This is a genomic window from Klebsiella sp. CN_Kp088, assembly GCF_040064335.1.
Classification (GTDB): domain Bacteria; phylum Pseudomonadota; class Gammaproteobacteria; order Enterobacterales; family Enterobacteriaceae; genus Klebsiella; species Klebsiella aerogenes.
Genome location: NZ_JBEAIQ010000036.1, coordinates 25,156 through 47,712 on the forward strand (window position 1 = coordinate 25,156; position 22,557 = coordinate 47,712).

Annotated in this window: 22 protein-coding genes; 14 read left to right on the forward strand and 8 right to left on the reverse strand. The window is 56.3% G+C overall.

The window, feature by feature from the left end:
- Positions 1–210 precede the first annotated feature (210 nt).
- On the forward strand, positions 211–528 hold the full coding sequence (gene metJ, locus ABLV08_RS22075; RefSeq protein ID WP_004107547.1) for a met regulon transcriptional regulator MetJ: 318 nt from the start codon (positions 211–213) through the stop codon (positions 526–528).
- A 101-nt stretch (positions 529–629) separates the two neighbouring features.
- Here metJ and rpmE read toward each other — a convergent pair whose 3' ends face one another.
- Positions 630–842, reverse strand: a complete 213-nt coding sequence (gene rpmE, locus ABLV08_RS22080; protein ID WP_015368925.1) for a 50S ribosomal protein L31 — start codon at positions 840–842, stop codon at positions 630–632.
- 260 nt (positions 843–1,102) lie between these two features.
- Here rpmE and priA point away from each other — a divergent pair, with 260 nt between their 5' ends.
- The 7 genes from priA (at position 1,103) to rraA (ending at position 9,076) form a co-directional block, all read left to right on the forward strand.
- Positions 1,103–3,298: a primosomal protein N' gene (gene priA / locus ABLV08_RS22085; RefSeq protein ID WP_015703950.1), complete on the forward strand. Its 2,196-nt coding sequence runs from the start codon at positions 1,103–1,105 to the stop codon at positions 3,296–3,298.
- A gap of 149 nt (positions 3,299–3,447) precedes the next feature.
- Positions 3,448–4,476, forward strand: coding sequence for a DNA-binding transcriptional regulator CytR (cytR, locus tag ABLV08_RS22090; RefSeq protein WP_015368928.1), 1,029 nt, complete (start codon positions 3,448–3,450; stop codon positions 4,474–4,476).
- Between the two features lie 93 nt (positions 4,477–4,569).
- Entirely contained in the window at positions 4,570–5,538 is a 969-nt protein-coding gene (gene ftsN / locus ABLV08_RS22095; RefSeq protein ID WP_071609803.1) for a cell division protein FtsN, read from the forward strand.
- Positions 5,539–5,629: 91 nt separating this feature from the next.
- On the forward strand, positions 5,630–6,160 hold the full coding sequence (gene hslV, locus ABLV08_RS22100; protein ID WP_015368930.1) for an ATP-dependent protease subunit HslV: 531 nt from the start codon (positions 5,630–5,632) through the stop codon (positions 6,158–6,160).
- 9 nt (positions 6,161–6,169) lie between these two features.
- Positions 6,170–7,504, forward strand: coding sequence for an HslU--HslV peptidase ATPase subunit (hslU, locus tag ABLV08_RS22105; RefSeq protein ID WP_015368931.1), 1,335 nt, complete (start codon positions 6,170–6,172; stop codon positions 7,502–7,504).
- 67 nt (positions 7,505–7,571) lie between these two features.
- Positions 7,572–8,498 (forward strand): 1,4-dihydroxy-2-naphthoate polyprenyltransferase, encoded by a 927-nt coding sequence (gene menA / locus ABLV08_RS22110; RefSeq protein WP_026612186.1) that lies wholly within the window; start codon positions 7,572–7,574, stop codon positions 8,496–8,498.
- A gap of 92 nt (positions 8,499–8,590) precedes the next feature.
- Positions 8,591–9,076 (forward strand): ribonuclease E activity regulator RraA, encoded by a 486-nt coding sequence (rraA, locus tag ABLV08_RS22115; protein WP_015703948.1) that lies wholly within the window; start codon positions 8,591–8,593, stop codon positions 9,074–9,076.
- Between the two features lie 68 nt (positions 9,077–9,144).
- Here rraA and pfkA read toward each other — a convergent pair whose 3' ends face one another.
- From pfkA to cpxP, 3 genes are all read right to left on the reverse strand, one after another.
- Positions 9,145–10,107, reverse strand: a complete 963-nt coding sequence (pfkA, locus tag ABLV08_RS22120) for a 6-phosphofructokinase (protein ID WP_015368934.1) — start codon at positions 10,105–10,107, stop codon at positions 9,145–9,147.
- A 203-nt stretch (positions 10,108–10,310) separates the two neighbouring features.
- The gene (gene fieF / locus ABLV08_RS22125; RefSeq protein WP_348856259.1) at positions 10,311–11,207 is read right to left on the reverse strand and encodes a CDF family cation-efflux transporter FieF; all 897 of its coding nucleotides are present in this window, start codon (positions 11,205–11,207) and stop codon (positions 10,311–10,313) included.
- 158 nt (positions 11,208–11,365) lie between these two features.
- The gene (gene cpxP / locus ABLV08_RS22130) at positions 11,366–11,869 is read right to left on the reverse strand and encodes a cell-envelope stress modulator CpxP (RefSeq protein ID WP_015368936.1); all 504 of its coding nucleotides are present in this window, start codon (positions 11,867–11,869) and stop codon (positions 11,366–11,368) included.
- Positions 11,870–12,018: 149 nt separating this feature from the next.
- Here cpxP and cpxR point away from each other — a divergent pair, with 149 nt between their 5' ends.
- Together cpxR and cpxA are read left to right on the forward strand one after the other, a co-directional pair.
- Positions 12,019–12,717 carry an envelope stress response regulator transcription factor CpxR gene (gene cpxR / locus ABLV08_RS22135; protein ID WP_015368937.1) on the forward strand — a complete coding sequence of 233 codons (699 nt, stop codon included), beginning with the start codon at positions 12,019–12,021 and terminating at the stop codon, positions 12,715–12,717.
- A complete protein-coding gene (cpxA, locus tag ABLV08_RS22140; protein WP_015368938.1) occupies positions 12,714–14,087 on the forward strand; it encodes an envelope stress sensor histidine kinase CpxA in 1,374 nt (457 codons plus the stop codon). The genes cpxR and cpxA overlap by 4 nt, the downstream gene beginning before the upstream one ends.
- A gap of 62 nt (positions 14,088–14,149) precedes the next feature.
- Here the strand turns inward: cpxA and yiiM are convergent, their stop codons facing one another.
- Both yiiM and sodA read right to left on the reverse strand, forming a co-directional pair.
- Positions 14,150–14,824, reverse strand: a complete 675-nt coding sequence (gene yiiM / locus ABLV08_RS22145; protein ID WP_047058481.1) for a 6-hydroxyaminopurine reductase — start codon at positions 14,822–14,824, stop codon at positions 14,150–14,152.
- Positions 14,825–14,896: 72 nt separating this feature from the next.
- Positions 14,897–15,517, reverse strand: coding sequence for a superoxide dismutase [Mn] (sodA, locus tag ABLV08_RS22150; protein ID WP_015368940.1), 621 nt, complete (start codon positions 15,515–15,517; stop codon positions 14,897–14,899).
- A 290-nt stretch (positions 15,518–15,807) separates the two neighbouring features.
- Between sodA and rhaT the strand changes: the two genes are divergently transcribed.
- Positions 15,808–16,842, forward strand: a complete 1,035-nt coding sequence (rhaT, locus tag ABLV08_RS22155) for an L-rhamnose/proton symporter RhaT (protein WP_032706783.1) — start codon at positions 15,808–15,810, stop codon at positions 16,840–16,842.
- A gap of 7 nt (positions 16,843–16,849) precedes the next feature.
- Here rhaT and rhaR read toward each other — a convergent pair whose 3' ends face one another.
- Together rhaR and rhaS are read right to left on the reverse strand one after the other, a co-directional pair.
- Positions 16,850–17,698 (reverse strand): HTH-type transcriptional activator RhaR, encoded by an 849-nt coding sequence (rhaR, locus tag ABLV08_RS22160; protein WP_015368942.1) that lies wholly within the window; start codon positions 17,696–17,698, stop codon positions 16,850–16,852.
- A 72-nt stretch (positions 17,699–17,770) separates the two neighbouring features.
- Positions 17,771–18,607, reverse strand: coding sequence for an HTH-type transcriptional activator RhaS (gene rhaS, locus ABLV08_RS22165; protein WP_047054458.1), 837 nt, complete (start codon positions 18,605–18,607; stop codon positions 17,771–17,773).
- Between the two features lie 311 nt (positions 18,608–18,918).
- On the opposite strand from rhaS, the gene rhaB reads away from it, so the two are divergent.
- The 3 genes from rhaB (at position 18,919) to rhaD (ending at position 22,547) form a co-directional block, all read left to right on the forward strand.
- Complete coding sequence (gene rhaB / locus ABLV08_RS22170; protein WP_213198615.1) at positions 18,919–20,385, forward strand: rhamnulokinase; 1,467 nt, start codon at positions 18,919–18,921, stop codon at positions 20,383–20,385.
- Positions 20,382–21,641: an L-rhamnose isomerase gene (rhaA, locus tag ABLV08_RS22175; protein WP_015368946.1), complete on the forward strand. Its 1,260-nt coding sequence runs from the start codon at positions 20,382–20,384 to the stop codon at positions 21,639–21,641. The genes rhaB and rhaA overlap by 4 nt, the downstream gene beginning before the upstream one ends.
- A gap of 81 nt (positions 21,642–21,722) precedes the next feature.
- On the forward strand, positions 21,723–22,547 hold the full coding sequence (gene rhaD / locus ABLV08_RS22180; RefSeq protein ID WP_047047773.1) for a rhamnulose-1-phosphate aldolase: 825 nt from the start codon (positions 21,723–21,725) through the stop codon (positions 22,545–22,547).
- Positions 22,548–22,557 lie beyond the last annotated feature (10 nt).

Below are 22,557 nucleotides of genomic sequence, written 5' to 3' on the forward strand. Positions count from 1 at the left end.
CACAATAGACGTCAATACATCTGGACATCTAAACTTCTTTGCGTATAGATTGAGCAAAACACAAATAGCCGTTAAAATTATATGCATTAGCGCACGTCGGCGGCGGCTTATATCATGTCGGAAAGCACGCTCATACGGTAAACTACGCGCAATTATGGTCGGGCGTAATGTTCTGGCCCTTAACTAATAAACAGAGGATTAAGGTATCTCATGGCTGAATGGAGCGGCGAATATATCAGCCCATACGCTGAGCACGGTAAGAAGAGTGAGCAAGTAAAAAAAATTACGGTTTCCATTCCTCTGAAGGTGTTAAAGATCCTCACCGATGAACGCACGCGTCGTCAGGTGAACAACCTGCGTCACGCCACGAATAGCGAACTGCTGTGCGAGGCGTTCCTGCATGCCTTTACCGGTCAACCGTTGCCTAACGATGAAGACCTGCGTAAAGAGCGCAGCGATGAAATCCCGGAAGCGGCGAAAGAGATTATGCGTGAACTGGGTATCGACCCGGATACGTGGGAATACTAAGACATAAAAAAAGCGGAAGATATCTTCCGCTTTTTTTATCCCTCGGCCTGGCCAGACGAAGGATACAAAAAAGCCGCCCTGAGGCGGCTTTTTCTGGCAACTTACTTGCTGCCCGGGATGCTGAAGCGCTTGTTGAAGCGGTCAACACGGCCACCGGTAGCAACATCACGCTGTTTGCCGGTGTAGAACGGGTGGCATTTACCGCACACGTCGAGGTTCAGGTCGTGACCAACGGTGGAACGGATTTTCATGACATTACCGCAAGAACAGGTAGCAGTAATTTCGTCGTAATTTGGGTGAATACCTTTTTTCATGGGAGAACCTCAGTTAAGGCCGCGTCGCTCTTCCAGCCCTAACGCCAGACACCACGCGATATTAATAATTTCCCGACGACCTTCGCGCCGCTGGCGTAAACCGGCTTAGCGAATTTCCCGGGTTTTGGGATGTTTGATGCGGCATAAAGCGCACCAAAGGCGGCGAATCATACAGAATTTGACCAGCAGATGCAAACTTATCCGCGTCACCTTCGGTAATGTGTATACTAACCCGCCAGATTTCAAGTCAGGAAGATTCCATGTCCGTCGCTCATGTCGCCCTGCCCGTTCCGCTGCCCCGCACCTTTGACTATTTGTTGCCTGAAGGCATCCCGGTCAAGGCGGGCTGTCGCGTACGCGTGCCGTTCGGCAAACAGGAGCGGATCGGTATCGTGGTGTCGGTCAGCGAACGTAGCGAACTCCCGCTCGCCGAACTCAAACCGGTCGCCGAAGCGCTGGATAGCGAACCGGTATTTTCCTCTACCGTCTGGCGCATGCTGCTATGGGCCGCGGATTACTATCATCATCCCATCGGCGACGTGCTGTTCCACGCGCTGCCGATTATGCTGCGCCAGGGCAAACCGGCCAGCGCCGCGCCAATGTGGTACTGGTTTGCGACGGAACAGGGACAAGCGCTGGATATCAACAGCCTTAAACGCTCGCCGAAGCAGCAGCAGGCGCTGGCGGCGCTGCGCCAGGGCAAAATCTGGCGCTATCAGGTCGCAGAACTTGAATTCAATGACGCGGCGCTACAGGCGCTGCGTGGCAAAGGGCTGGCGGAGCTAGCCTGCGAAGCGCCAGCGATTATTGACTGGCGGACCAGCTTCGCGGTGCCCGGCGAACGGCTGCGCCTGAATACCGAGCAGGCGACCGCCGTCGGGGCAATTCATAGCGCCTCCGACCGTTTCTCCGCCTGGCTGCTGGCGGGTATTACCGGCTCAGGGAAAACAGAGGTCTATCTGAGCGTGCTGGAGAACGTGCTGGCGCAGGGTCGACAGGCGCTGGTGATGGTGCCGGAAATCGGCCTGACGCCGCAGACTATCGCCCGCTTCCGCCAGCGTTTTAACGCCCCGGTGGAGGTCCTGCATTCGGGTCTCAACGACAGCGAGCGCCTCGCATCATGGTTAAAGGCGAAAAATGGCGAAGCGGCGATCGTTATCGGCACCCGCTCGTCGCTGTTTACGCCGTTTAAAGACCTCGGCGTTATTGTCATCGACGAAGAACACGATAGCTCCTATAAACAACAGGAAGGCTGGCGTTATCACGCTCGCGACCTGGCGGTATGGCGCGCCCATAGCGAACAGATCCCGATTATCCTCGGCTCGGCGACCCCGGCGCTGGAGACGCTCTATAACGTGCGCCAGCGCAAGTACCGTGAGTTAAAGCTGACCAAACGCGCGGGCAACGCCCGCCCGGCGCAGCAGCACGTGCTGGATTTAAAAGGCCAGCAGTTGCAGGCGGGCCTATCGCCTGCGCTGATTAACCGCATGCGACAGCATCTGCAGGCCGACAATCAGGTGATCCTGTTTTTGAACCGCCGCGGTTTCGCCCCGGCGCTGCTATGCCACGACTGCGGCTGGATAGCGGAGTGCCCGCGCTGCGATAGTTACTACACCCTGCATCAGGCGCAGCATCATCTGCGTTGCCACCACTGCGACAGCCAGCGCCCCATTCCGCGCCAATGTCCTTCCTGCGGGTCGACGCACCTGGTGCCAGTGGGTCTCGGGACTGAACAGCTGGAGCAGGCGCTGGCGCCGATGTTCCCTGATGTACCAATCTCACGTATCGACCGCGATACCACCAGCCGTAAAGGGGCGTTGGAGCAATATCTTGCCGACGTCCATCGCGGCGGCGCACGCATTCTGATTGGCACCCAAATGCTGGCTAAGGGACATCATTTCCCGGACGTCACCCTGGTGTCGCTGCTGGATGTCGACGGCGCGCTGTTTTCCGCCGACTTTCGCTCGGCGGAGCGTTTTGCCCAGCTCTATACCCAGGTCTCCGGCCGCGCCGGGCGCGCGGGCAAGCAGGGTGAAGTGATCCTGCAAACCCATCATCCGGAACACCCGCTGCTGCAGACCCTGCTGTATAAAGGCTACGATGCGTTTGCCGAGCAGGCGCTGGCGGAACGGCAAACCATGCAGCTACCGCCGTGGACCAGTCACGTGCTGATCCGCGCCGAAGACCATAATAACCAGCAGGCGCCGCTGTTTTTACAACAGTTACGTAACCTGTTGCAGGCCAGCCCGCTGGCCGATGATAAACTGTGGGTACTCGGCCCGGTCCCCGCGCTGGCGCCAAAGCGCGGCGGTCGCTGGCGCTGGCAAATTCTGCTGCAGCACCCTTCCCGCATACGTCTACAACATATCGTCAGCGGTACGCTGGCGTTGATAAACACCCTGCCGGAAGCGCGTAAAGTGAAGTGGGTACTGGATGTCGATCCTATTGAAGGCTAAGTCTTCTCTTGCGAGGCGGATCGAAAAATTCAACAACCGTCACGTTTTTCATGAAAATTCTGTAACTCTCAGGCTGTACTATCTGTTAAAAATGTTGCTGATGTCAGCACGCAAGGGATGTGTCTGCGCAGTCAGCGAGGAGAAACCAGGTGAAGCCCAAAAAACAAATGGTTGCCGCCACCATGAAAGACGTCGCCCTGAAGGCAAACGTTTCAACGGCAACCGTATCCCGTGCGCTAATGAATCCCGACAAAGTGTCGCAGGCAACCCGCAGTCGGGTGGAGCAGGCGGCGCAGGAAGTCGGCTATTTACCGCAGTCGCTCGGGCGTAACATGAAACGCAATGAGTCGCGGACGATCCTTGTGATCGTGCCGGATATTTGCGATCCCTTCTTCAGTGAGGTAATTCGCGGCATTGAAGTGACCGCCGCCGACGAAGGCTATCTGGTGCTGATCGGCGATTGCGCCCATCAGAATCAGAAAGAAAAAACCTTTATTGATCTCATTATCACCAAACAAATTGACGGTATGGTGCTGCTGAGCTCGCGCCTGCCGTTCGACGCCAGCGTCGAAGAGCAGCGTAATTTGCCGCCGATGGTCATGTCGAACGAGTTTGCGCCGGAGCTGGAGCTCCCTACCGTGCATATCGATAACCTGACCGCCGCGTTTAATGCCGTTAATTATCTCCACGAACTGGGGCATCAACGTATCGGCTGTATCGCCGGGCCGGAGGATATGCCGCTGTGCCATTACCGGCTGCAGGGATATGTTCAGGCGCTGCGCCGCAGCGGTATCACCGTCGATCCGCACTACATCGCCCGCGGCAACTTTACTTTTGAAGCCGGGGCCAACGCGCTGGAGCAACTGCTGGCGCAGCCGGTGCCGCCGACCGCGGTATTTTGCCATAGCGACGTTATGGCGCTGGGCGCATTGTCGCTGGCCAAACGTCGCGGCCTGAGGGTGCCGGAAGATTTATCGATTGTTGGGTTTGATAACATCGCGTTGTCTGAATTTTGCGATCCGCCGTTAACTACCGTTTCACAGCCGCGTTTTGATATCGGCCGTGAAGGAATGCTGCTATTACTCGAGCAAATGCAGGGCCGTAACGTCAACAGCGGCTCGCGTCTGCTCGATTGCGAACTGATCGTTCGCGGCAGTACGCAAAAAATCAGACGATAACCATCAGGCTTTCGGGCCTGCTCTTCTGGTCAAAGGCCCGCCGCTTAAGTAACATGGCGGGCTGACGAACGAATATAAGACAGCGAAACGATAGTGGCACAACGAGATTATGTACGCCGCAGCCAACCGGCTCCTTCGCGGCGCAAAAAGAGCAGCCCCCGAAGCTCAAGGAAAAAGCAAAGCAGCCTTCCGGCGATTTCACCGACTATGGTTGCGATCGCAGCGGCCGTGCTGGTGGCCTTTATCGGTGGTCTGTATTTCATTACCCATCACAAGAAAGAAGAAGCGGAAGCGCTGCAGAACCGTCAGGCGGCAGGCAACGGTCTCCCGCCGAAACCGGAAGAGCGCTGGCGCTATATTAAAGAGCTGGAAAGCCGCCAGCCGGGCGTTCGCGCGCCGACTGAGCCAACCGCCGGCGGCGAAGTGATGAAACCCGAGCAGCTTACCGACGAGCAGCGCCAACTATTGGCGCAAATGCAGGCGGATATGCGTCAGCAGCCTACGCAGCTGACTGAAGTGCCGTGGAACGAACAAACGCCGGCGCAACGTCAGCAGACGCTGCAACGTCAACGTCTGGCGCAGCAACAGCAGCAGACGCAACAGCAGCAGTGGGCGCAGACGCAGCAGCAGACCGCGCAGCAACAGCCGCGCGTCCAGCAGCCGAAGCCGGTGCAGCAACAGCAGCCGAAGCAAACAGCGTCCAACCAGCAGCCGTACCAGGATCTGCTGCAGACGCCGGCGCATAACACCACTGCGCAGCCAAAAACCCAGGCCGCCGCGCCGGTCGCCCGCGTAGAAGAAGCGCCGAAAGCCGCGGCCGCCGAGAAGAAAGACGATCGCAGCTGGATGGTTCAGTGTGGTTCCTTTAAAGGCGCCGAGCAGGCCGAAACCGTGCGCGCTCAGTTGGCCTTTGAGGGCTTTGCTTCGCATATCACCACCAACAACGGCTGGAACCGGGTAGTGATTGGGCCGCTGAAAGGCAAAGAGAACGCCAACGATATGATCAACCGTCTCAAGATGGCCGGACACGCAAACTGCATTCGTCTCGCCGCCAGGGGTTGAAACCCCAAAAATCCCCCCCATCTATAATTGCATTCTGCCCCGCGTAACCCGCGGGGCCCCTATTCCGCTTTTGCAACCAAGGGGTCTGCTCGTGACAACAATAGTTAGTGTTCGCCGTAATGGCCATGTCGTTATCGCCGGTGATGGCCAGGCCACGCTGGGCAACACCGTGATGAAAGGCAACGTGAAGAAAGTGCGTCGTCTGTACAACGACAAAGTGATCGCTGGTTTCGCTGGCGGCACCGCTGACGCCTTCACCCTGTTCGAACTGTTCGAGCGTAAGCTGGAGATGCATCAGGGTCATCTGGTGAAAGCCGCCGTTGAGCTGGCGAAAGACTGGCGTACCGACCGCATGCTGCGCAAACTGGAAGCGCTGCTCGCCGTCGCTGACGAAAACGCGTCGCTTATCATCACCGGTAACGGCGACGTGGTTCAGCCAGAAAACGATTTGATTGCGATTGGCTCCGGCGGGCCATATGCCCAGGCCGCCGCTCGCGCGCTGCTGGAAAACACCGAAATGGGCGCTCGCGACATCGCCGAGAAAGCGTTGGATATTGCAGGGGATATCTGCATCTATACCAACCACTTCCACACCATCGAAGAATTACCTTCTAAAGCGTAAGGATCTCCCATGTCTGAAATGACCCCACGCGAAATTGTCAGCGAACTGGACAAACATATTATCGGCCAGGACGCGGCCAAGCGTTCTGTTGCTATCGCCCTGCGAAACCGCTGGCGCCGTATGCAGCTTAATGAAGAGCTGCGTCATGAAGTCACGCCGAAAAACATTCTGATGATAGGCCCGACCGGCGTCGGTAAAACCGAAATCGCCCGTCGCCTGGCGAAACTGGCCAACGCGCCGTTCATCAAAGTTGAAGCGACCAAGTTCACCGAAGTGGGCTATGTTGGTAAAGAAGTGGACTCTATCATCCGCGATCTGACCGACGCTGCGATCAAAATGGTACGCATGCAGTCCATCGATAAAAACCGCTATCGCGCCGAAGAAATGGCCGAAGAGCGTATCCTCGACGTGCTGATCCCGCCGGCGAAAAATAACTGGGGCCAAGCTGAACAGCCGCAGGAACCTTCCGCTGCGCGCCAGGCATTCCGCAAGAAACTGCGCGAAGGCCAGCTTGACGACAAAGAGATCGAAATCGATCTCGCCGCGGCGCCGATGGGCGTTGAAATCATGTCCCCTCCGGGCATGGAAGAGATGACCAGCCAGCTGCAGTCCATGTTCCAGAACCTGGGCGGCCAGAAACAGAAACCGCGTAAGCTGAAAATCAAAGACGCGATGAAGCTGCTTATCGAAGAAGAAGCGGCGAAGCTGGTTAACCCGGAAGAGCTGAAGCAAGAAGCTATCGACGCCGTTGAACAGCACGGTATCGTGTTCATCGACGAAATCGACAAAATCTGTAAGCGCGGCGGCAACGCCTCCGGCCCGGATGTGTCTCGTGAAGGCGTTCAGCGCGACCTGCTGCCGCTGGTGGAAGGCTGCACCGTCTCCACTAAACACGGGATGGTGAAAACCGATCACATTCTGTTTATCGCCTCCGGCGCGTTCCAGGTCGCCAGCCCATCAGATTTGATCCCGGAACTGCAGGGCCGTCTGCCGATCCGCGTTGAGCTGAAAGCGCTGACTACCCATGATTTCGAACGTATTCTGACCGAGCCGAATGCCTCCATCACCGTGCAGTACAAAGCGCTAATGGCGACCGAAGGCGTGAATATCGAATTCACTGAAGATGGTATCAAGCGTATCGCTCAGGCGGCATGGCAGGTTAACGAAACCACCGAAAACATCGGCGCGCGTCGCCTGCACACGGTGCTGGAACGTCTGATCGAAGACATCTCTTATGATGCCAGCGAAATGAACGGCCAGACGGTGACCATCGACGGCGATTATGTCGGTAAACACCTGGATGTTCTGGTGGCAGATGAAGATCTGAGCCGTTTTATCCTATAATCCGGTTCAATGCATTTTCATCACACACGGTGGGGCTATGATAGCCCCATTTTTTTGGCTGAAAGAAATGACTGAACAACCGATAACACGCACTAAGGCCTGGCTTGAAAGCCTGCGTCCAAAAACATTACCTCTGGCTTTCTCCGCTATCATCGTCGGCACCGCGTTGGCGTGGCAGCAAGGCCACTTCGATCCGCTGGTCGCGCTGCTGGCGCTTATTACCGCCGGTTTGCTGCAAATTTTATCTAATCTCGCCAATGATTATGGCGACGCCGTCAAAGGCAGCGATAAACCTGACCGTATCGGGCCGCTGCGCGGAATGCAAAAAGGCGCCATCACCCAGTCGCAGATGAAACGCGCGCTGATCGTAACGGTAGCGCTGATTTGCCTGTCCGGCCTGGCGTTGCTGTTCTCCGCCTGGCAGACAATGGCGGACTTCATCGGCTTTATGGTACTCGGCGGGTTGTCGATTATCGCCGCTATCACCTATACCGTCGGCACGCGTCCTTACGGCTATATTGGCCTTGGCGATATCTCGGTGCTGGTTTTCTTCGGCTGGCTGAGCGTTGTCGGCAGTTGGTATCTGCAGGCGCATAGCATCGAGGCGGTTATTTTCCTGCCCGCTACCGCCTGTGGCCTGCTGGCCGCCGCGGTTCTGAATATCAATAACCTGCGCGATATCGATAGCGACCGCCTGAACGGTAAAAACACGCTGGCGGTTCGTCTGGGGCCGGTGAACGCTCGCCGTTATCACAGCGTTTTGCTGCTTGGCGCTCCGCTGTGCCTGGCGCTGTTTAACCTGCTGGCGCTGCACAGTCTATGGGGCTGGCTGTTTATTCTCGCCATTCCGCTGCTGGTAAAACAGGCGCGTTTTGTCATGCGTGAACGCGAACCGGTGGCGATGCGTCCGATGCTCGAACGCACGGTCAAAGCGGCATTATTAACCAACCTGCTGTTTGTCATCGGGATTATCGGCAGTAAGCTGGCGGCATAACTGACAAATATCAATTAACAATTGATGATTTTGCAAACAATGCAGTTCACGGGATATACTAAAAATTCTCGCAGCAACTGAACGTTAAGCCTATGAAATACGATACTTCCGAGCTTTGCGACATCTACCAGGAAGATGTCAATGTCGTGGAACCGCTGTTTTCCAACTTTGGAGGGCGGTCGTCGTTTGGTGGACAGATCATTACGGTAAAATGTTTCGAGGATAACGGGTTGCTCTACGATCTGCTCGAGCAGAATGGCCGTGGTCATATTCTCCTTATCGACGGCGGCGGTTCCGTGCGACGCGCGTTAATTGACGCCGACCTGGCGCGTCTGGCGGTACAGAACGAATGGGAAGGGCTGGTGGTCTATGGCGCGGTGCGCCAGGTTGACGACCTGGAAGATTTAGATATCGGTATCCAGGCGTTAGCCGCCATTCCTGTGGCCGCTGCAGGGGAAGGTATCGGCGAAAGCGACGTGCGCGTCAACTTCGGCGGCGTTACCTTCTTCTCCGGCGATCATCTGTATGCCGACAATACCGGTATCATCCTTTCCGAGGATGCGCTGGATATCGAATAACGCGCTCGATAACGCCCTAATAAAAAAGGCCTTCTCACTGAGAAGGCCTTTTTGTTATGCCGCGAAACTTAGTACAGTTTCTTCGCGCAATCCATCCAGTCAGACTTGAACGGACGCTTCATATTTTCGATAGCATCGATGATGTCGTGGTGAACCAGCTTTTCGTTCTGGATACCAACACAGCGGCCGCCAAAGCCCTGCAGCAGCAGTTCGATGGCATATGCGCCCATACGGGAAGCCAGAATACGGTCGTAAGGAACCGGAGAGCCGCCGCGCTGAATGTGACCCAGCACGGTCGCACGAGTTTCACGGCCCGTTTCTTTCTCAATGAAGCTAGCCAGTTCGTCAACGTCGCACATGTGCTCGGTGATGGCCACGATCGCGTGTTTCTTACCTTTCGCGATGCCGGCTTTGATTTCAGCCACCAGATCGTCACGGGTATATTCTACTTCCGGCACCATGATGAACTCACAGCCGCCGGCAATCGCCGCCGCCAGAGTCAGATCGCCACAGTAGCGGCCCATCACTTCCACCACAGAGATACGCTGGTGCGAAGAGGAGGTGTCACGCAGGCGGTCAATCGCTTCAACAACGGTGCTCAGCGCGGTAAAGAAACCGATAGTGTAGTCAGTACCTTTGATGTCGTTATCGATGGTGCCCGGCAGGCCGATGCAAGGGAAACCCATCTCGGTCAGACGCATCGCACCCATATAGGAACCGTCGCCGCCGATAACAACCAGCGCGTCCAGGCCGCGCTTTTTCATATTTTCAATGGCGACAGCGCGAATATGCTCTTCGCGGAATTCCGGGAAACGAGCGGAGCCGAGGAAGGTACCGCCACGGTTGATCATGTCGGACACGCTGTAACGGTCAAGCTGAACCATGCGATCTTCATACAGGCCGAGGTAACCGTCATAGATTCCAAAAACTTCCAGACCTTCCGTTAATGCCGCGCGCACAACGCCGCGAATTGCTGCGTTCATGCCCGGCGCATCACCGCCACTTGTCAACACACCGATTTTCTTAATCATGACTACCTCTGAACTTAGGAAGCAAAAAATAATCCTGTTGCCTGAAGCGCTCCCATACCAGGAGTGCACGACGATAATTGCAATAGTATATCAAACGCTTCTGGCTGAATTGATTCAGGTCAGACCAAATGGCGGTAATTTATACAAAAAATGCCTACCCGCCCCACATTTTTACATCGAGTTTACAGACTATAACCGAAAGCTCAAAAAACGCCCTGCCGCGCCGGCGGCACCACAGAACAGGGATCCTGATGGATGATGACATCCGATCCCGGGAAACGGCGCAAAATAGCCTGCTCCACCTGGTCGGCGATTACGTGCGCCTGCACCAGCGGGAGGTTATCTTCCATTTCCAAATGTATTTGAATAAAGCGAGTCGGCCCTGACTGCCGCGTTCGTAGATCGTGCGCGCCGCTGACGCCGGGCCAGCTGTTCACGATACTGATGATTTCCTGACGTTCCTCATCCGGAAGCGCACGGTCTAATAACGATTGCACCGCGTCGTAACCCATACGCAGCGCGCTATATAAAATATAGATGCCAATCCCTAATGCAAACAGCGCATCGGCGCGGTGCCAGCCGTACCAGGAGAGGCCGAGGGCGATAAGAATAGCGCCGTTCATCATAACATCAGACTGATAATGAAGCATATCCGCACGCACGGCCTGGCTCTGGGTTTTTCTGACCACCCAGCGCTGAAAGGTCACCAGCATCAGGGTGCTTATCAAGGCGATCAGCGTCACCACCATCCCGACGCCCGCCGCCTGCATCGGTTCAGGGCGAATCAAATGCTGGATCCCGGTCAGGAACAGAAACAACGCCGAACCGGAAATAAACATGCTCTGCGCCAACGCCGCCAGCGATTCCGCTTTCCCATGGCCAAAAGTATGTTCTTCATCAGCAGGTTGTAGCGAGTAACGCACCACCAGCAGGTTGGTCAGCGAGGCGGCAATATCCACCAGCGAATCCACCAGCGCCGCCAGAATACTCACCGAACCGGTATACCACCACGCAAAAATTTTGATCAAAAGTAACACGGAGGCCATCGCCGTCGCGCAAATAGCCGCGCGACTCACCAGCCGCCCATAAGATTGATTCATAAACGCTCCTTTTCCGGCGATGCGCTTAGTATAACCTGAACTTTTACCCGGAAGATGAAAGGGCATGCGGCGGCTGAGGCGAAAAAAAGACAAAAAAAACCCCCACATCATGTGGGGGAAGACAGGGATGGTGTCTATGGCAAGGAAAACAGGGTTTGTTACTTGGGTTGCACGGTACTGCTACTACTGGAAAGCATCATGGCTGAGCCTTTCTGCATCCTTGCAACCTCACGCAACTGATCCATACGCTGCTGGTGCTTAGCATTTAAAACCGCTTGCTGCTCAGGAGTTAGCAGGTGGTACATCTGGTTGCGGACTTTCGCCATTTCTACCTGGCGGGCAACCTGTTCCTGCGCCATCTTTTCTGCCTGAGCGCGCACAGCGCTTTCATCAAATTTATCTGCGGTGACAAGGCTATGCATTGTCTCCAGTTCGCTAACATTAACAGGGAGCCGGTCATGGCGCGCCCGTTGCATAAGATCCCGTAACTGCTGTCGTTGCTGTTCGGTTAGACTTATGCCGTCAAACATATGGCTCTGGCCGCTGCGCTGGGCTCCCTCTTCACCGTGGAGCCAGTTAACGCCGGTAACGACTTCAGCGGCTTGGCTAGTAGCACTTAGCGCCAGCGTTGAGGCCATGACGGCAGCGATAACATTGCGCATCACATACTCCCAAAACGTTTGTGTCGCGATTCAACGAGAGACAGTTTACGATTCAGGCTGCAAACATGCGTCAGGGGGTGTAAAACAACGTAAAGTCATGGATTAGCGAGCCTTGATGACGTAATTTCTGCCTCGGAGGTATTTAAACAATGAATAAAATCCTGTTAGTTGATGATGACCGGGAGCTCACCTCCCTGTTAAAAGAGCTGCTCGATATGGAAGGTTTTAATGTGCTCGTTGCCCATGACGGTGAACAGGCGCTGGCGCTTCTTGACGACAGCATTGATCTCCTTTTGCTTGATGTGATGATGCCGAAGAAAAACGGTATCGACACGCTTAAAGAATTACGTCAGACACACCAGACCCCGGTTATCATGCTAACGGCGCGCGGAAGCGAGCTGGATCGCGTTCTCGGCCTCGAACTCGGGGCGGATGACTATTTGCCTAAGCCGTTTAACGATCGCGAGCTGGTGGCCCGTATACGCGCGATTCTGCGTCGTTCCCACTGGAGCGAGCAGCAGCAGACCACCGAATCCGGTTCTCCGACCCTGGAAGTGGATGCGTTAAGCCTCAATCCGGGTCGTCAGGAAGCCAATTTTGATGGGCAAACGCTGGAGCTGACCGGCACCGAGTTCACCCTGCTGTATCTGCTGGCGCAGCATCTTGGTCAGGTGGTGTCACGTGAACACTTAAGCCAGGAAGTGCTGGGCAAGCGGCTGACGCCGTTCGACCGCGCTATCGATATGCATATTTCCAACCTGCGGCGTAAGCTGCCGGAGCGCAAAGACGGCCATCCGTGGTTTAAAACATTGCGCGGACGCGGCTATCTGATGGTTTCTGCTTCATGATTGGAAGTTTAACCGCACGCATCTTCGCTATCTTCTGGCTCACGCTGGCGCTGGTGTTGATGCTGGTACTAATGTTGCCCAAGCTGGACTCGCGCCAGATGACCGAGCTGCTGGAAAGCGAGCAACGTCAGGGCATCATGATTGAGCAGCACGTCGAGGCCGAACTGGCGAACGACCCGCCGAACGACTTGATGTGGTGGCGACGCCTGTTTCGCGCCATCGATAAGTGGGCGCCGCCGGGGCAGCGACTGTTGCTGGTCACCAGCGAAGGCCGCGTGATCGGCGCAGAACGCAACGAAATGCAGATCATTCGTAACTTTATCGGCCAGGCCGATAATGCCGATCATCCGCAGAAGAAGCGTTACGGACGCCTGGAGATGGTCGGCCCGTTTTCCGTCAGGGATGGTGAAGATAATTATCAACTTTATCTCATCCGCCCTGCCAGTACTTCACAATCCGACTTCATCAACCTGCTATTTGACCGCCCGCTATTACTGCTTATCGTGACGATGCTGGTCAGCGCCCCGCTGCTGCTCTGGCTGGCGTGGAGTCTGGCGAAACCGGCGCGCAAGCTGAAAAACGCCGCCGACGAAGTTGCCCAGGGTAACCTGCGGCAGCATCCTGAACTGGAAGCCGGTCCGCAGGAGTTTCTGGCCGCCGGGGCCAGCTTCAACCAGATGGTGACCGCGCTTGAGCGAATGATGACCAGCCAGCAGCGGCTGCTGTCGGATATCTCGCACGAGTTACGCACGCCGTTAACCCGTCTGCAGTTAGGCACCGCGTTGCTGCGCCGCCGCAGCGGTGAAAGCAAAGAGCTGGAGCGTATCGAAACCGAAGCGCATCGGCTGGATAGCATGATTAACGACCTGCTGGTGATGTCGCGTAATCAGGCGAAAAACGCGCTGGTCAGCGAGACGGTGAAAGCGAATCAGCTGTGGGGCGAAGTGCTGGACAACGCGGCATTTGAAGCCGAGCAGATGGGGAAATCCTTTACCGTTGAGTATCCGCCGGGCCCCTGGCCGCTGTACGGTAACCCTAATGCGCTGGAAAGCGCGCTGGAAAATATCGTGCGCAACGCGCTGCGCTACTCGCACACGAAAATTTCCGTCAGTTTCTCGGTGGATAAAGACGGAATCACGGTCAACGTCGATGATGACGGCCCGGGCGTCAGCCCGGAGGATCGCGAACAGATTTTCCGTCCGTTCTATCGTACCGACGAGGCTCGCGATCGCGAGTCCGGCGGCACCGGTCTGGGGCTGGCGATTGTCGAAACGGCGATTCAGCAACATCGCGGCTGGGTTAAAGCCGACGATAGCCCGCTGGGTGGGCTGCGTTTAACAATCTGGCTGCCGCTGTATAAGCGTACTTAACCCTGTCCCGGCTTGCGCTACGCTGAGCCGGGCTACTGGTTGCAACGTTCAATATGGGGGAATTATTTCCCCCATAATCTGCGCGAATTATCCTCGATCTGCCCGCTTAAACGCCGTTTCTGCATGGTTCTGCTCCAGCTTACTGACAGGCCCGCCGCCGATAGCAGACGATGATACTGGTCGTCATCAAACGGCATATGCCAGGCAATCGCACCAGCCTCATGCACGCTCACGTCGCTCAGACGCGATACCAGCTCCAGCGGCGCATCACTGGAAACCCGGCCGCCGGCGATAATGCGGTAGAGCCAGCCAACCTTGCTGCTGTTTTGCATCAGTTGCGCCATATCGCTAATACCGAAATGGTAATTCAGTTTGAAGCAGGGAGAGCGCGGTTGAGTGACCTGAATCAGCGCCTCGCCCCAACGAAAGATATCGCCGATATAGACGTTTTTTTCCGTTAGCCCTTCAGTAGAAAGGTTTTCGCCGAATGCGGGGGCGCAGAACAGATCGGCCTGCTGCGGGAATTCGCGGATCCAGTCGAGGTAATGCTCGCGGGGATAGTGGCACAGCGCGCGATCCGGCCCGCCGTGAATTTTCTTTTCCGCCTGCTCGTCCCCTTCCAGCCCGAGATCGCCGAGCTGTAATTCGCCATCGACCTGGATTTTGCCAATTGCGCTGGGGCGGCTACCGTCGTAGTCCCTGATTTTGCCGACAAAGACATTCACCGGATAATGCATTGCTGCTCTCCTTGCTACGGATATAAAAAAAGCGAGTCATCAGACTCGCTTCTCTCTTAGCACAATGCAACCTTATTTTTTGGCGGCAAAACGCGCTGCTGCTTCGTCCCAGTTAACCACGTCCCAGAAGGCTTTGATGTAGTCCGGACGGCGGTTCTGGAATTTCAGGTAGTAAGCGTGTTCCCACACATCCAGGCCGATAATCGGGAAGCCGGAAGCGCCGGAAATGGCTTCGCCCATCAGCGGGGAGTCCTGGTTAGCGGTAGAAACGACGGCGAGTTTGTCGCCTTTCAGCACCAGCCACGCCCAGCCGGAACCAAAGCGGGTTGCTGCCGCTTTTTCGAATTCAGCTTTGAAGTTGTCCACAGAACCAAAATCACGCTCGATAGCGGCTTTCAGGTCGCCCTGCAGGGTGGTGCCGGTTTTCAGGCCTTTCCAGAACAGGCTGTGGTTAGCGTGGCCGCCCGCGTTGTTACGCAGTACGGTTTTTTTGTCAGCCGGCAGTTGATCAAGCTTAGTGATCAGCTCTTCCGCGGACAGGTTAGCGAATTCCGGCAGGCTTTCCAGCGCTGCGTTAGCGTTGTTAACGTAGGTCTGGTGATGCTTAGTATGATGGATCTCCATCGTCTGCTTGTCGAAATGCGGTTCCAGAGCATCGTAAGCGTACGGCAGGGATGGCAGTGTATAACTCATAATCATCTCCATTATTATCGGGCGGCAGAGGGTGTTAACGCCGCGTAAGCAGTCGGTTCATTATAGTTAATTAAATGATATTGAAAATGATTATCAATGCCGTAGTTTTACTAAGGTTATACCCAAAATAGATACACGCCGGTTTGTGAGCCAAAACAACCCATTAAGCCCCTGATTGCCAGAGTTTCGTCTGAGGTGGCAACAGCTCAAAGGCGTAAAAACTGCGCAATTTTTACACTCATCGCATCGGAGAGAGTCTATCCAACCCAACACAGATGAGGGTAAAGGCAATGAATCATGCGATTACGATGGGAATTTTTTGGCATTTAATCGGCGCCGCCAGTGCCGCCTGTTTTTATGCCCCTTTCAAGAAGGTGAAACACTGGTCGTGGGAAACCATGTGGTCGATCGGCGGGATTGTTTCCTGGCTGATTCTGCCGTGGGCGATAAGCGCCATGCTGCTGCCCGATTTCTGGGCCTACTACCGCTCGTTTAGCGCTTCCACGCTGCTGCCGGTGTTTTTGTTCGGCGCGATGTGGGGCATCGGTAACATCAACTATGGCCTGACCATGCGCTATCTGGGGATGTCGATGGGTATCGGTATCGCTATCGGCATTACGCTTATCGTCGGCACCTTAATGACGCCGATCCTCAACGGCCACTTTGATGTGTTGATTCACACCAAAGGTGGACAAATGACCCTGCTCGGCGTGCTGGTGGCGGTGATTGGCGTGGGTATCGTCACCCGCGCCGGCCAGCTTAAAGAGCGCAAAATGGGCATCAAAGCGGAAGAGTTCAACCTGAAAAAAGGGCTGATGCTGGCGGTAATGTGCGGTATTTTCTCCGCCGGCATGTCATTTGCGATGAACGCCGCTAAACCAATGCATGAAGCCGCCGCGGCGCTGGGCGTCGACCCGCTGTATACCGCGCTGCCAAGCTACGTGGTGATCATGGGCGGCGGCGCACTGGTTAACCTCGGCTTCTGTTTTATTCGCCTCGCCAAAGTGAAGGATTTGTCGCTAAAAGCCGACTTCTCACTGGCAAAACCGCTTATCATCAGCAACATTCTGCTTTCCGCATTGGGCGGGCTAATGTGGTATCTGCAGTTCTTCTTCTATGCCTGGGGCCACGCCAGTATCCCGGCGCAGTATGACTACATGAGCTGGATGCTGCATATGAGCTTCTACGTACTGTGTGGCGGGCTGGTTGGGCTGGTGCTGAAAGAGTGGAACAACGCCGGACGCCGCCCGGTCAGCGTGCTCAGCCTCGGCTGCGTGGTGATTATCATCGCCGCGAATATCGTCGGCCTGGGAATGGCTAACTGATTTCCCCTTACGCGGCGGCGCGACTGCGCTGCCGCCACTGTCCCGGCGTCATGCCAATTTCCCGATTAAACACCACCGAAAAATAGTTACTGTCCTCAAACCCGCACTGCATGGCGATCTCGCCGATTAACCGCTCGGTATGCTGCAGTAAATACTGCGCATGGCAGATCCGCAGCTGGCGCAAATAGTGAGTTATCGTCATTCCCGTTTGCTGGCGAAACTGCTGGCGTAGCGCGCGTTCGCTGCAGCCTTCATGCAGACAGAAGCTATCCAGATTAAAGGGGCGATTCAGACTTCCGGCCAGCGCCGTTAGCAGTTTATCGAGCTGTGTTTCGCTTTGCGTCGCCGCCAGGTTATCAGTGGCGTAGCGATAGCGCTGGAGCGTCAACACCAGTTGGGCGAACAGCAGCTCCGCCATGCTATCCGCCTGCGCATCCTGCCGCGCGCTTTCGTGCTCCAGCTGGTTAATCACCTGCCTGACCTGCGCCATCCCGCTGCTGCCGATCCGCCAGTGCGGCTGCCACGGCGTGCCGAATAATCCCGGAATATGCGCCGCCCAGTCAAAATTGAGCCGCAGCCGATCCGGGCAATAAATAATATTCTGCAGCACCAGGTCGTTGACCGACGCATAAGAGTGTTTATCTTCCGCGCGAATATAAAAGAGATCGCCGCGGGTAATCCGCCACGGGCGATCGTTGAGGATATGCAGACCGTTGCCGCGCCACACCAGCACCAGCTCGCAAAATTCATGGGTATGCTCGGCAAAGACGTTTTGCGGGTAGCGGTCAGCCACCGCCACCGCCTGCGAGGGGGAGGCAAAAAACTCATCTTTGCGAAGCACCAGCTGACCTACCACAACTCTCACTCCCGACGCGGAAACCAACCATTATTCGCATTTTGGTGAGGCAATACGTTGACTCTTCTCGCGTTACTGAAGAATAGCGTCGCGCCCCTGGCGAATATCGCGCGGCGACCAGTCGAATTCACGGCGAAATAGCGTCGAAAAATGGTTACTGTCGCCAAAACCGCAGCGATAAGCGATTTCTGTCACGCTATCATCGCTGTGGCGCAGCAGGTGCCGCGCTTTCATCAGGCGCACCCGGTTGAGGTAGCGCTGGGGCGTCAGCCCGGTTTGCAGCTTTAACTGGCGATGCAGGGTGCGTAAAGAGAGCGAAAACTGCGCCGCTACCTCCTCCCAGCATATCTCTTCGGCAAAATGGTCTTCCAGCCAGGCCATCAGCTGATTCAGCCGCGCCTCGTGGTTGCCGGCGCCTTCCGCCAGGCTGTTGCTGTGCAGTAGCACCAGTAGCTGCATAAAAAGGATCTCACGGCTGGCGATGGTATGCGGCTCGACGCCAGGGCCGACTTTTTCCATCTGGCCGACGATTTGCCGCACCTGCTGCAGTACCGTCTGGTTAACCCGCCAGTGTGAAAGATAGTTACCGTCCTGCTCCTGCGGCAGCAGTTGGTTCACGCCGGTCAGAAAACGAAAAGCATCCGGCGCGCGGTAGAGCACGTTGGTCAGGCATAGGTTATTGGTGTGTTCGTAAAGATGACGATCGTGATCGCGAATAAAGCAGACCGAACCGCCGCTGATGGTATAGGGCTGGCCGTTGAAAACGTGAATGCCCGTACCCTGCTCGACGATAACAATCTCATGAAAATCATGGTGATGCTCAGGAAAAGCCGCTTGAGGAAGCCGCGGTTCAATCGCCACCGCCGAGACGCCGGCCTTAAAGAAATCCGTACTGTGCAACACGGTCATAGCAGCCTCCACGAATGAGAAAAATTATCAACCGTCGTCGCAAATAGTAATTAAGGGCCGGCAATCCGGCCTTCAATTTTTGACCGCAAACCGCGTAAAGCCTGCCGTTTTTTCAAGAACCAGCCGGAAATATCCGGAACTGCGGCCAGCATCACACCCCGCCTCGCGCCGCCCATAAAACGAAACTGTGACGCTTCTCACGGTCACCTTTGCTGTGTTGCCAGCCGCCCGCTTTCGCTGTCAGTAGCGAGAAGGTGACGCAGAGACGCCTTTTTTAGACTGCCTGTAATGATTTTAAGAAGGGTCGTGCCATGAGTATTCGTCATTGTGTCGCCGTTGATTTAGGCGCTTCCAGCGGTCGGGTCATGCTCGCGAATTATGACACCGCGACGCGCGCGCTGACACTGCGTGAAGTTCACCGTTTCATTAATCGCCTGCAGAAAGTCGATGGCTACGATTGCTGGGATATCGATAGCCTGGAAGCGGAAATTCGTTGTGGGCTGGTGAAAGTATGCGAACAGGGGATCCTGATCGACAGCATCGGTATCGACACCTGGGGCGTTGATTTCGTCTTGCTGGATAAGCGCGGCCAGCGCGTCGGCCTGCCAGTTTCCTACCGCGATAGCCGCACTCACGGCCTGATGGCGCAGGCAATCGAACAACTTGGCCGCGCCAATATCTACTGCCGCAGCGGCATCCAGTTTCTGCCGTTTAACACCCTTTATCAATTGCGGGCGCTGGTCAGCCAGCAGCCGGCGCTGGCGGAACAGGTTGCCCATGCGCTGCTGATCCCAGACTACTTCAGCTACCGCCTGACCGGCGCGATGAACTGGGAATATACCAACGCCACCACCACGCAACTGGTCAATATCAATAGCGATAACTGGGATGACGAGCTGATCCGCTGGAGCGGCGCGCAGCCGGACTGGTTCGGTACGCCGACGCATCCGGGCAATGTTATCGGCCACTGGATCTGCCCGCAGGGTAACCGCATCCCGGTGGTCGCCGTCGCCAGCCACGATACGGCCAGCGCCGTGATCGCCTCGCCGCTGGCGGACAAAAATGCCGCTTATCTCTCATCGGGCACCTGGTCGCTGATGGGCTTTGAAAGTAAAACGCCTTACACCAGCCAGCAGGCACTGAAGGCGAATATCACCAATGAAGGCGGCGCCGAGGGGCGTTATCGGGTACTGAAAAACATCATGGGCCTGTGGCTGCTGCAGCAGGTACTGCAGGAGCAGAACATTAGCGATCTGCAGGCGCTGATTGTCGACACATCGCAGCTACCGGCCTGTCGTTATCTGATTGATTGCAATAATGATCGCTTTATCAACCCGGCCAATATGAGCGCCGAAATTCAGGCCGCCTGCGCGGAGTCCGCCCAGCCGATCCCGGTCACTCCCGCCGAACTGGCGCGCTGCATTTTTGACAGCCTGGCGCTGCTGTATGCCCGGGTATTGGGCGAACTGGCGGCACTCCGCGGCCACCCTTTCAGCCAGCTGCATATCGTCGGCGGCGGCTGCCAGAACGCGCTGCTTAACCAGCTATGCGCCGATGCCTGCGGCCTGCCGGTGGTGGCCGGCCCCATTGAAGCCTCCACGCTTGGCAATATCGGCATCCAGCTGATGACGCTGGATGAACTGCACAACGTCGATGAATTCCGTCAGGTGGTAGGCGACAACGCGTCGCTCACCACGTTCACCCCACATTCAGATAGCGAAATTGCCCGCTTCGTCGCGCAATTTCAGCCACAACCTACAAAGGAGCTTTGCGCATGACCACTCAACTTGAACAAGCCTGGGAAATTGCTAAGCAGCGCTATGCCGCCATCGGCGTTGATGCCGAAGAAGCTCTGCGTCAGTTGGACCGCCTGCCGGTATCAATGCACTGCTGGCAGGGCGATGACGTGGCGGGCTTTGAAAACCCGGAAGGCAGCTTAACCGGCGGCATTCAGGCCACCGGCAACTATCCCGGCAAAGCGCGTAATGCCCAGGAGCTACGCGCCGATCTCGAACAGGCGCTAAGCCTGATACCGGGGCCGAAGCGCCTTAATCTGCACGCGATTTATCTCGAATCCACCACGCCGGTAGCACGTAATGAAATCAAGCCGGAACACTTTAAGCACTGGGTGGAATGGGCCAAACGCCAGCAGTTGGGGCTCGATTTTAACCCTTCCTGCTTCTCACATCCGCTAAGCGCCGACGGCTTTACGCTGTCGCACGCCAATCCGGAGATTCGTCAGTTCTGGATCGATCACTGCAAAGCCAGCCGCCGCATATCCGCTTATTTCGGCGAGCAGCTTGGGACGCCATCGGTAATGAATATTTGGGTGCCGGACGGCATGAAAGATATTACCGTCGACCGCTTCGCCCCGCGCCAGCGGCTGCTGAACGCGCTGGATGAGGTCATCAGTGAAAAACTCGATCCGGCGCACCATATCGACGCCGTTGAGAGCAAACTGTTCGGTATCGGCGCCGAAAGCTATACCGTTGGCTCCAATGAATTCTACATGGGCTACGCCGCCAGCCGTCAAACCGCATTGTGCCTGGATGCCGGCCACTTCCATCCGACGGAAGTCATCTCCGACAAAATCTCCGCCGCCATGCTCTATATCCCGCGCCTGCTGCTGCACGTCAGCCGCCCGGTACGCTGGGACAGCGATCACGTGGTGCTGCTGGATGACGAAACCCAGGCCATCGCCAGCGAAATTATCCGCCACAACCTGTTCGACCGCGTGCATATCGGCCTCGACTTCTTTGATGCCTCCATCAACCGCATCGCGGCGTGGGTTATCGGCACCCGCAACATGAAAAAAGCCCTGCTGCGCGCGCTGCTGGAGCCGACGGCGCTGCTGCGCCAGTTGGAAAACGACGGTGATTACACCGCCCGCCTGGCGCTGCTCGAAGAGCAGAAATCGCTGCCGTGGCAGGCCATCTGGGAAATGTACTGCCAGCGTCACGATACGCCGTCAGGCAGCCAGTGGCTGGAAAACGTGCGGACCTATGAAAAAGACGTGCTGAGCCAGCGCGGCTAATGCCTGACTTCCCCGGATTGCGCCGCACAGGGCTTATTCGGGGAATCACACCTATTGCGAATCAACAGGAAAGACAAGACTATGCACAACATTATCAATTCATGGTTCGTTCAGGGCATGATCAAAGCCACCTCCGACGCCTGGCTTAAAGGCTGGGACGAACGTAACGGCGGCAATCTGACGCTGCGCCTGGATGAAGCGGATATCGCGCCATTCAAAGCCGATTTTCACCCCCAGCCGCGCTATATCGCCTTAAGCCAGCCGATGCCGGAACTGGCTAATCAACCGTTTATCGTCACCGGTTCCGGTAAATTCTTCCGTAACGTGCAGCTCGATCCCGCCGCCAATCTCGGGGTGGTGAAAGTGGACAACGACGGCGCGGGCTACTTCATCCTGTGGGGGCTGACGGAAGAAGCCGTGCCGACGTCGGAACTACCGGCGCATTTCCTGTCGCACTGCGAGCGCATCAAAGCCACCGGCGGCAAAGATCGCGTGATCATGCACTGCCATGCCACCAACCTGATCGCCCTGACCTACGTGCTGGAGAACAACAGCGATCTGTTCACCCGCAAGCTATGGGAAGGCAGCACCGAATGCCTGGTGGTGTTCCCGGACGGCGTTGGCATTCTGCCGTGGATGGTGCCGGGTACCGACGAGATTGGCCAGGCGACTGCCGGCGAAATGCAGAAACATTCTCTGGTGCTGTGGCCATTCCACGGCGTCTTCGGCAGCGGCCCGACGCTGGATGAAACTTTCGGCCTGATCGATACCGCCGAGAAGTCCGCTGAGGTATTGGTGAAAATCTATTCGATGGGTGGCATGAAACAGACGATAAGCCGCGAAGAGTTGATTGCGTTAGGCCAACGCTTTGGCGTCACGCCGCTGGCCAGCGCGCTGGCGCTCTAAGAAAGCGAGC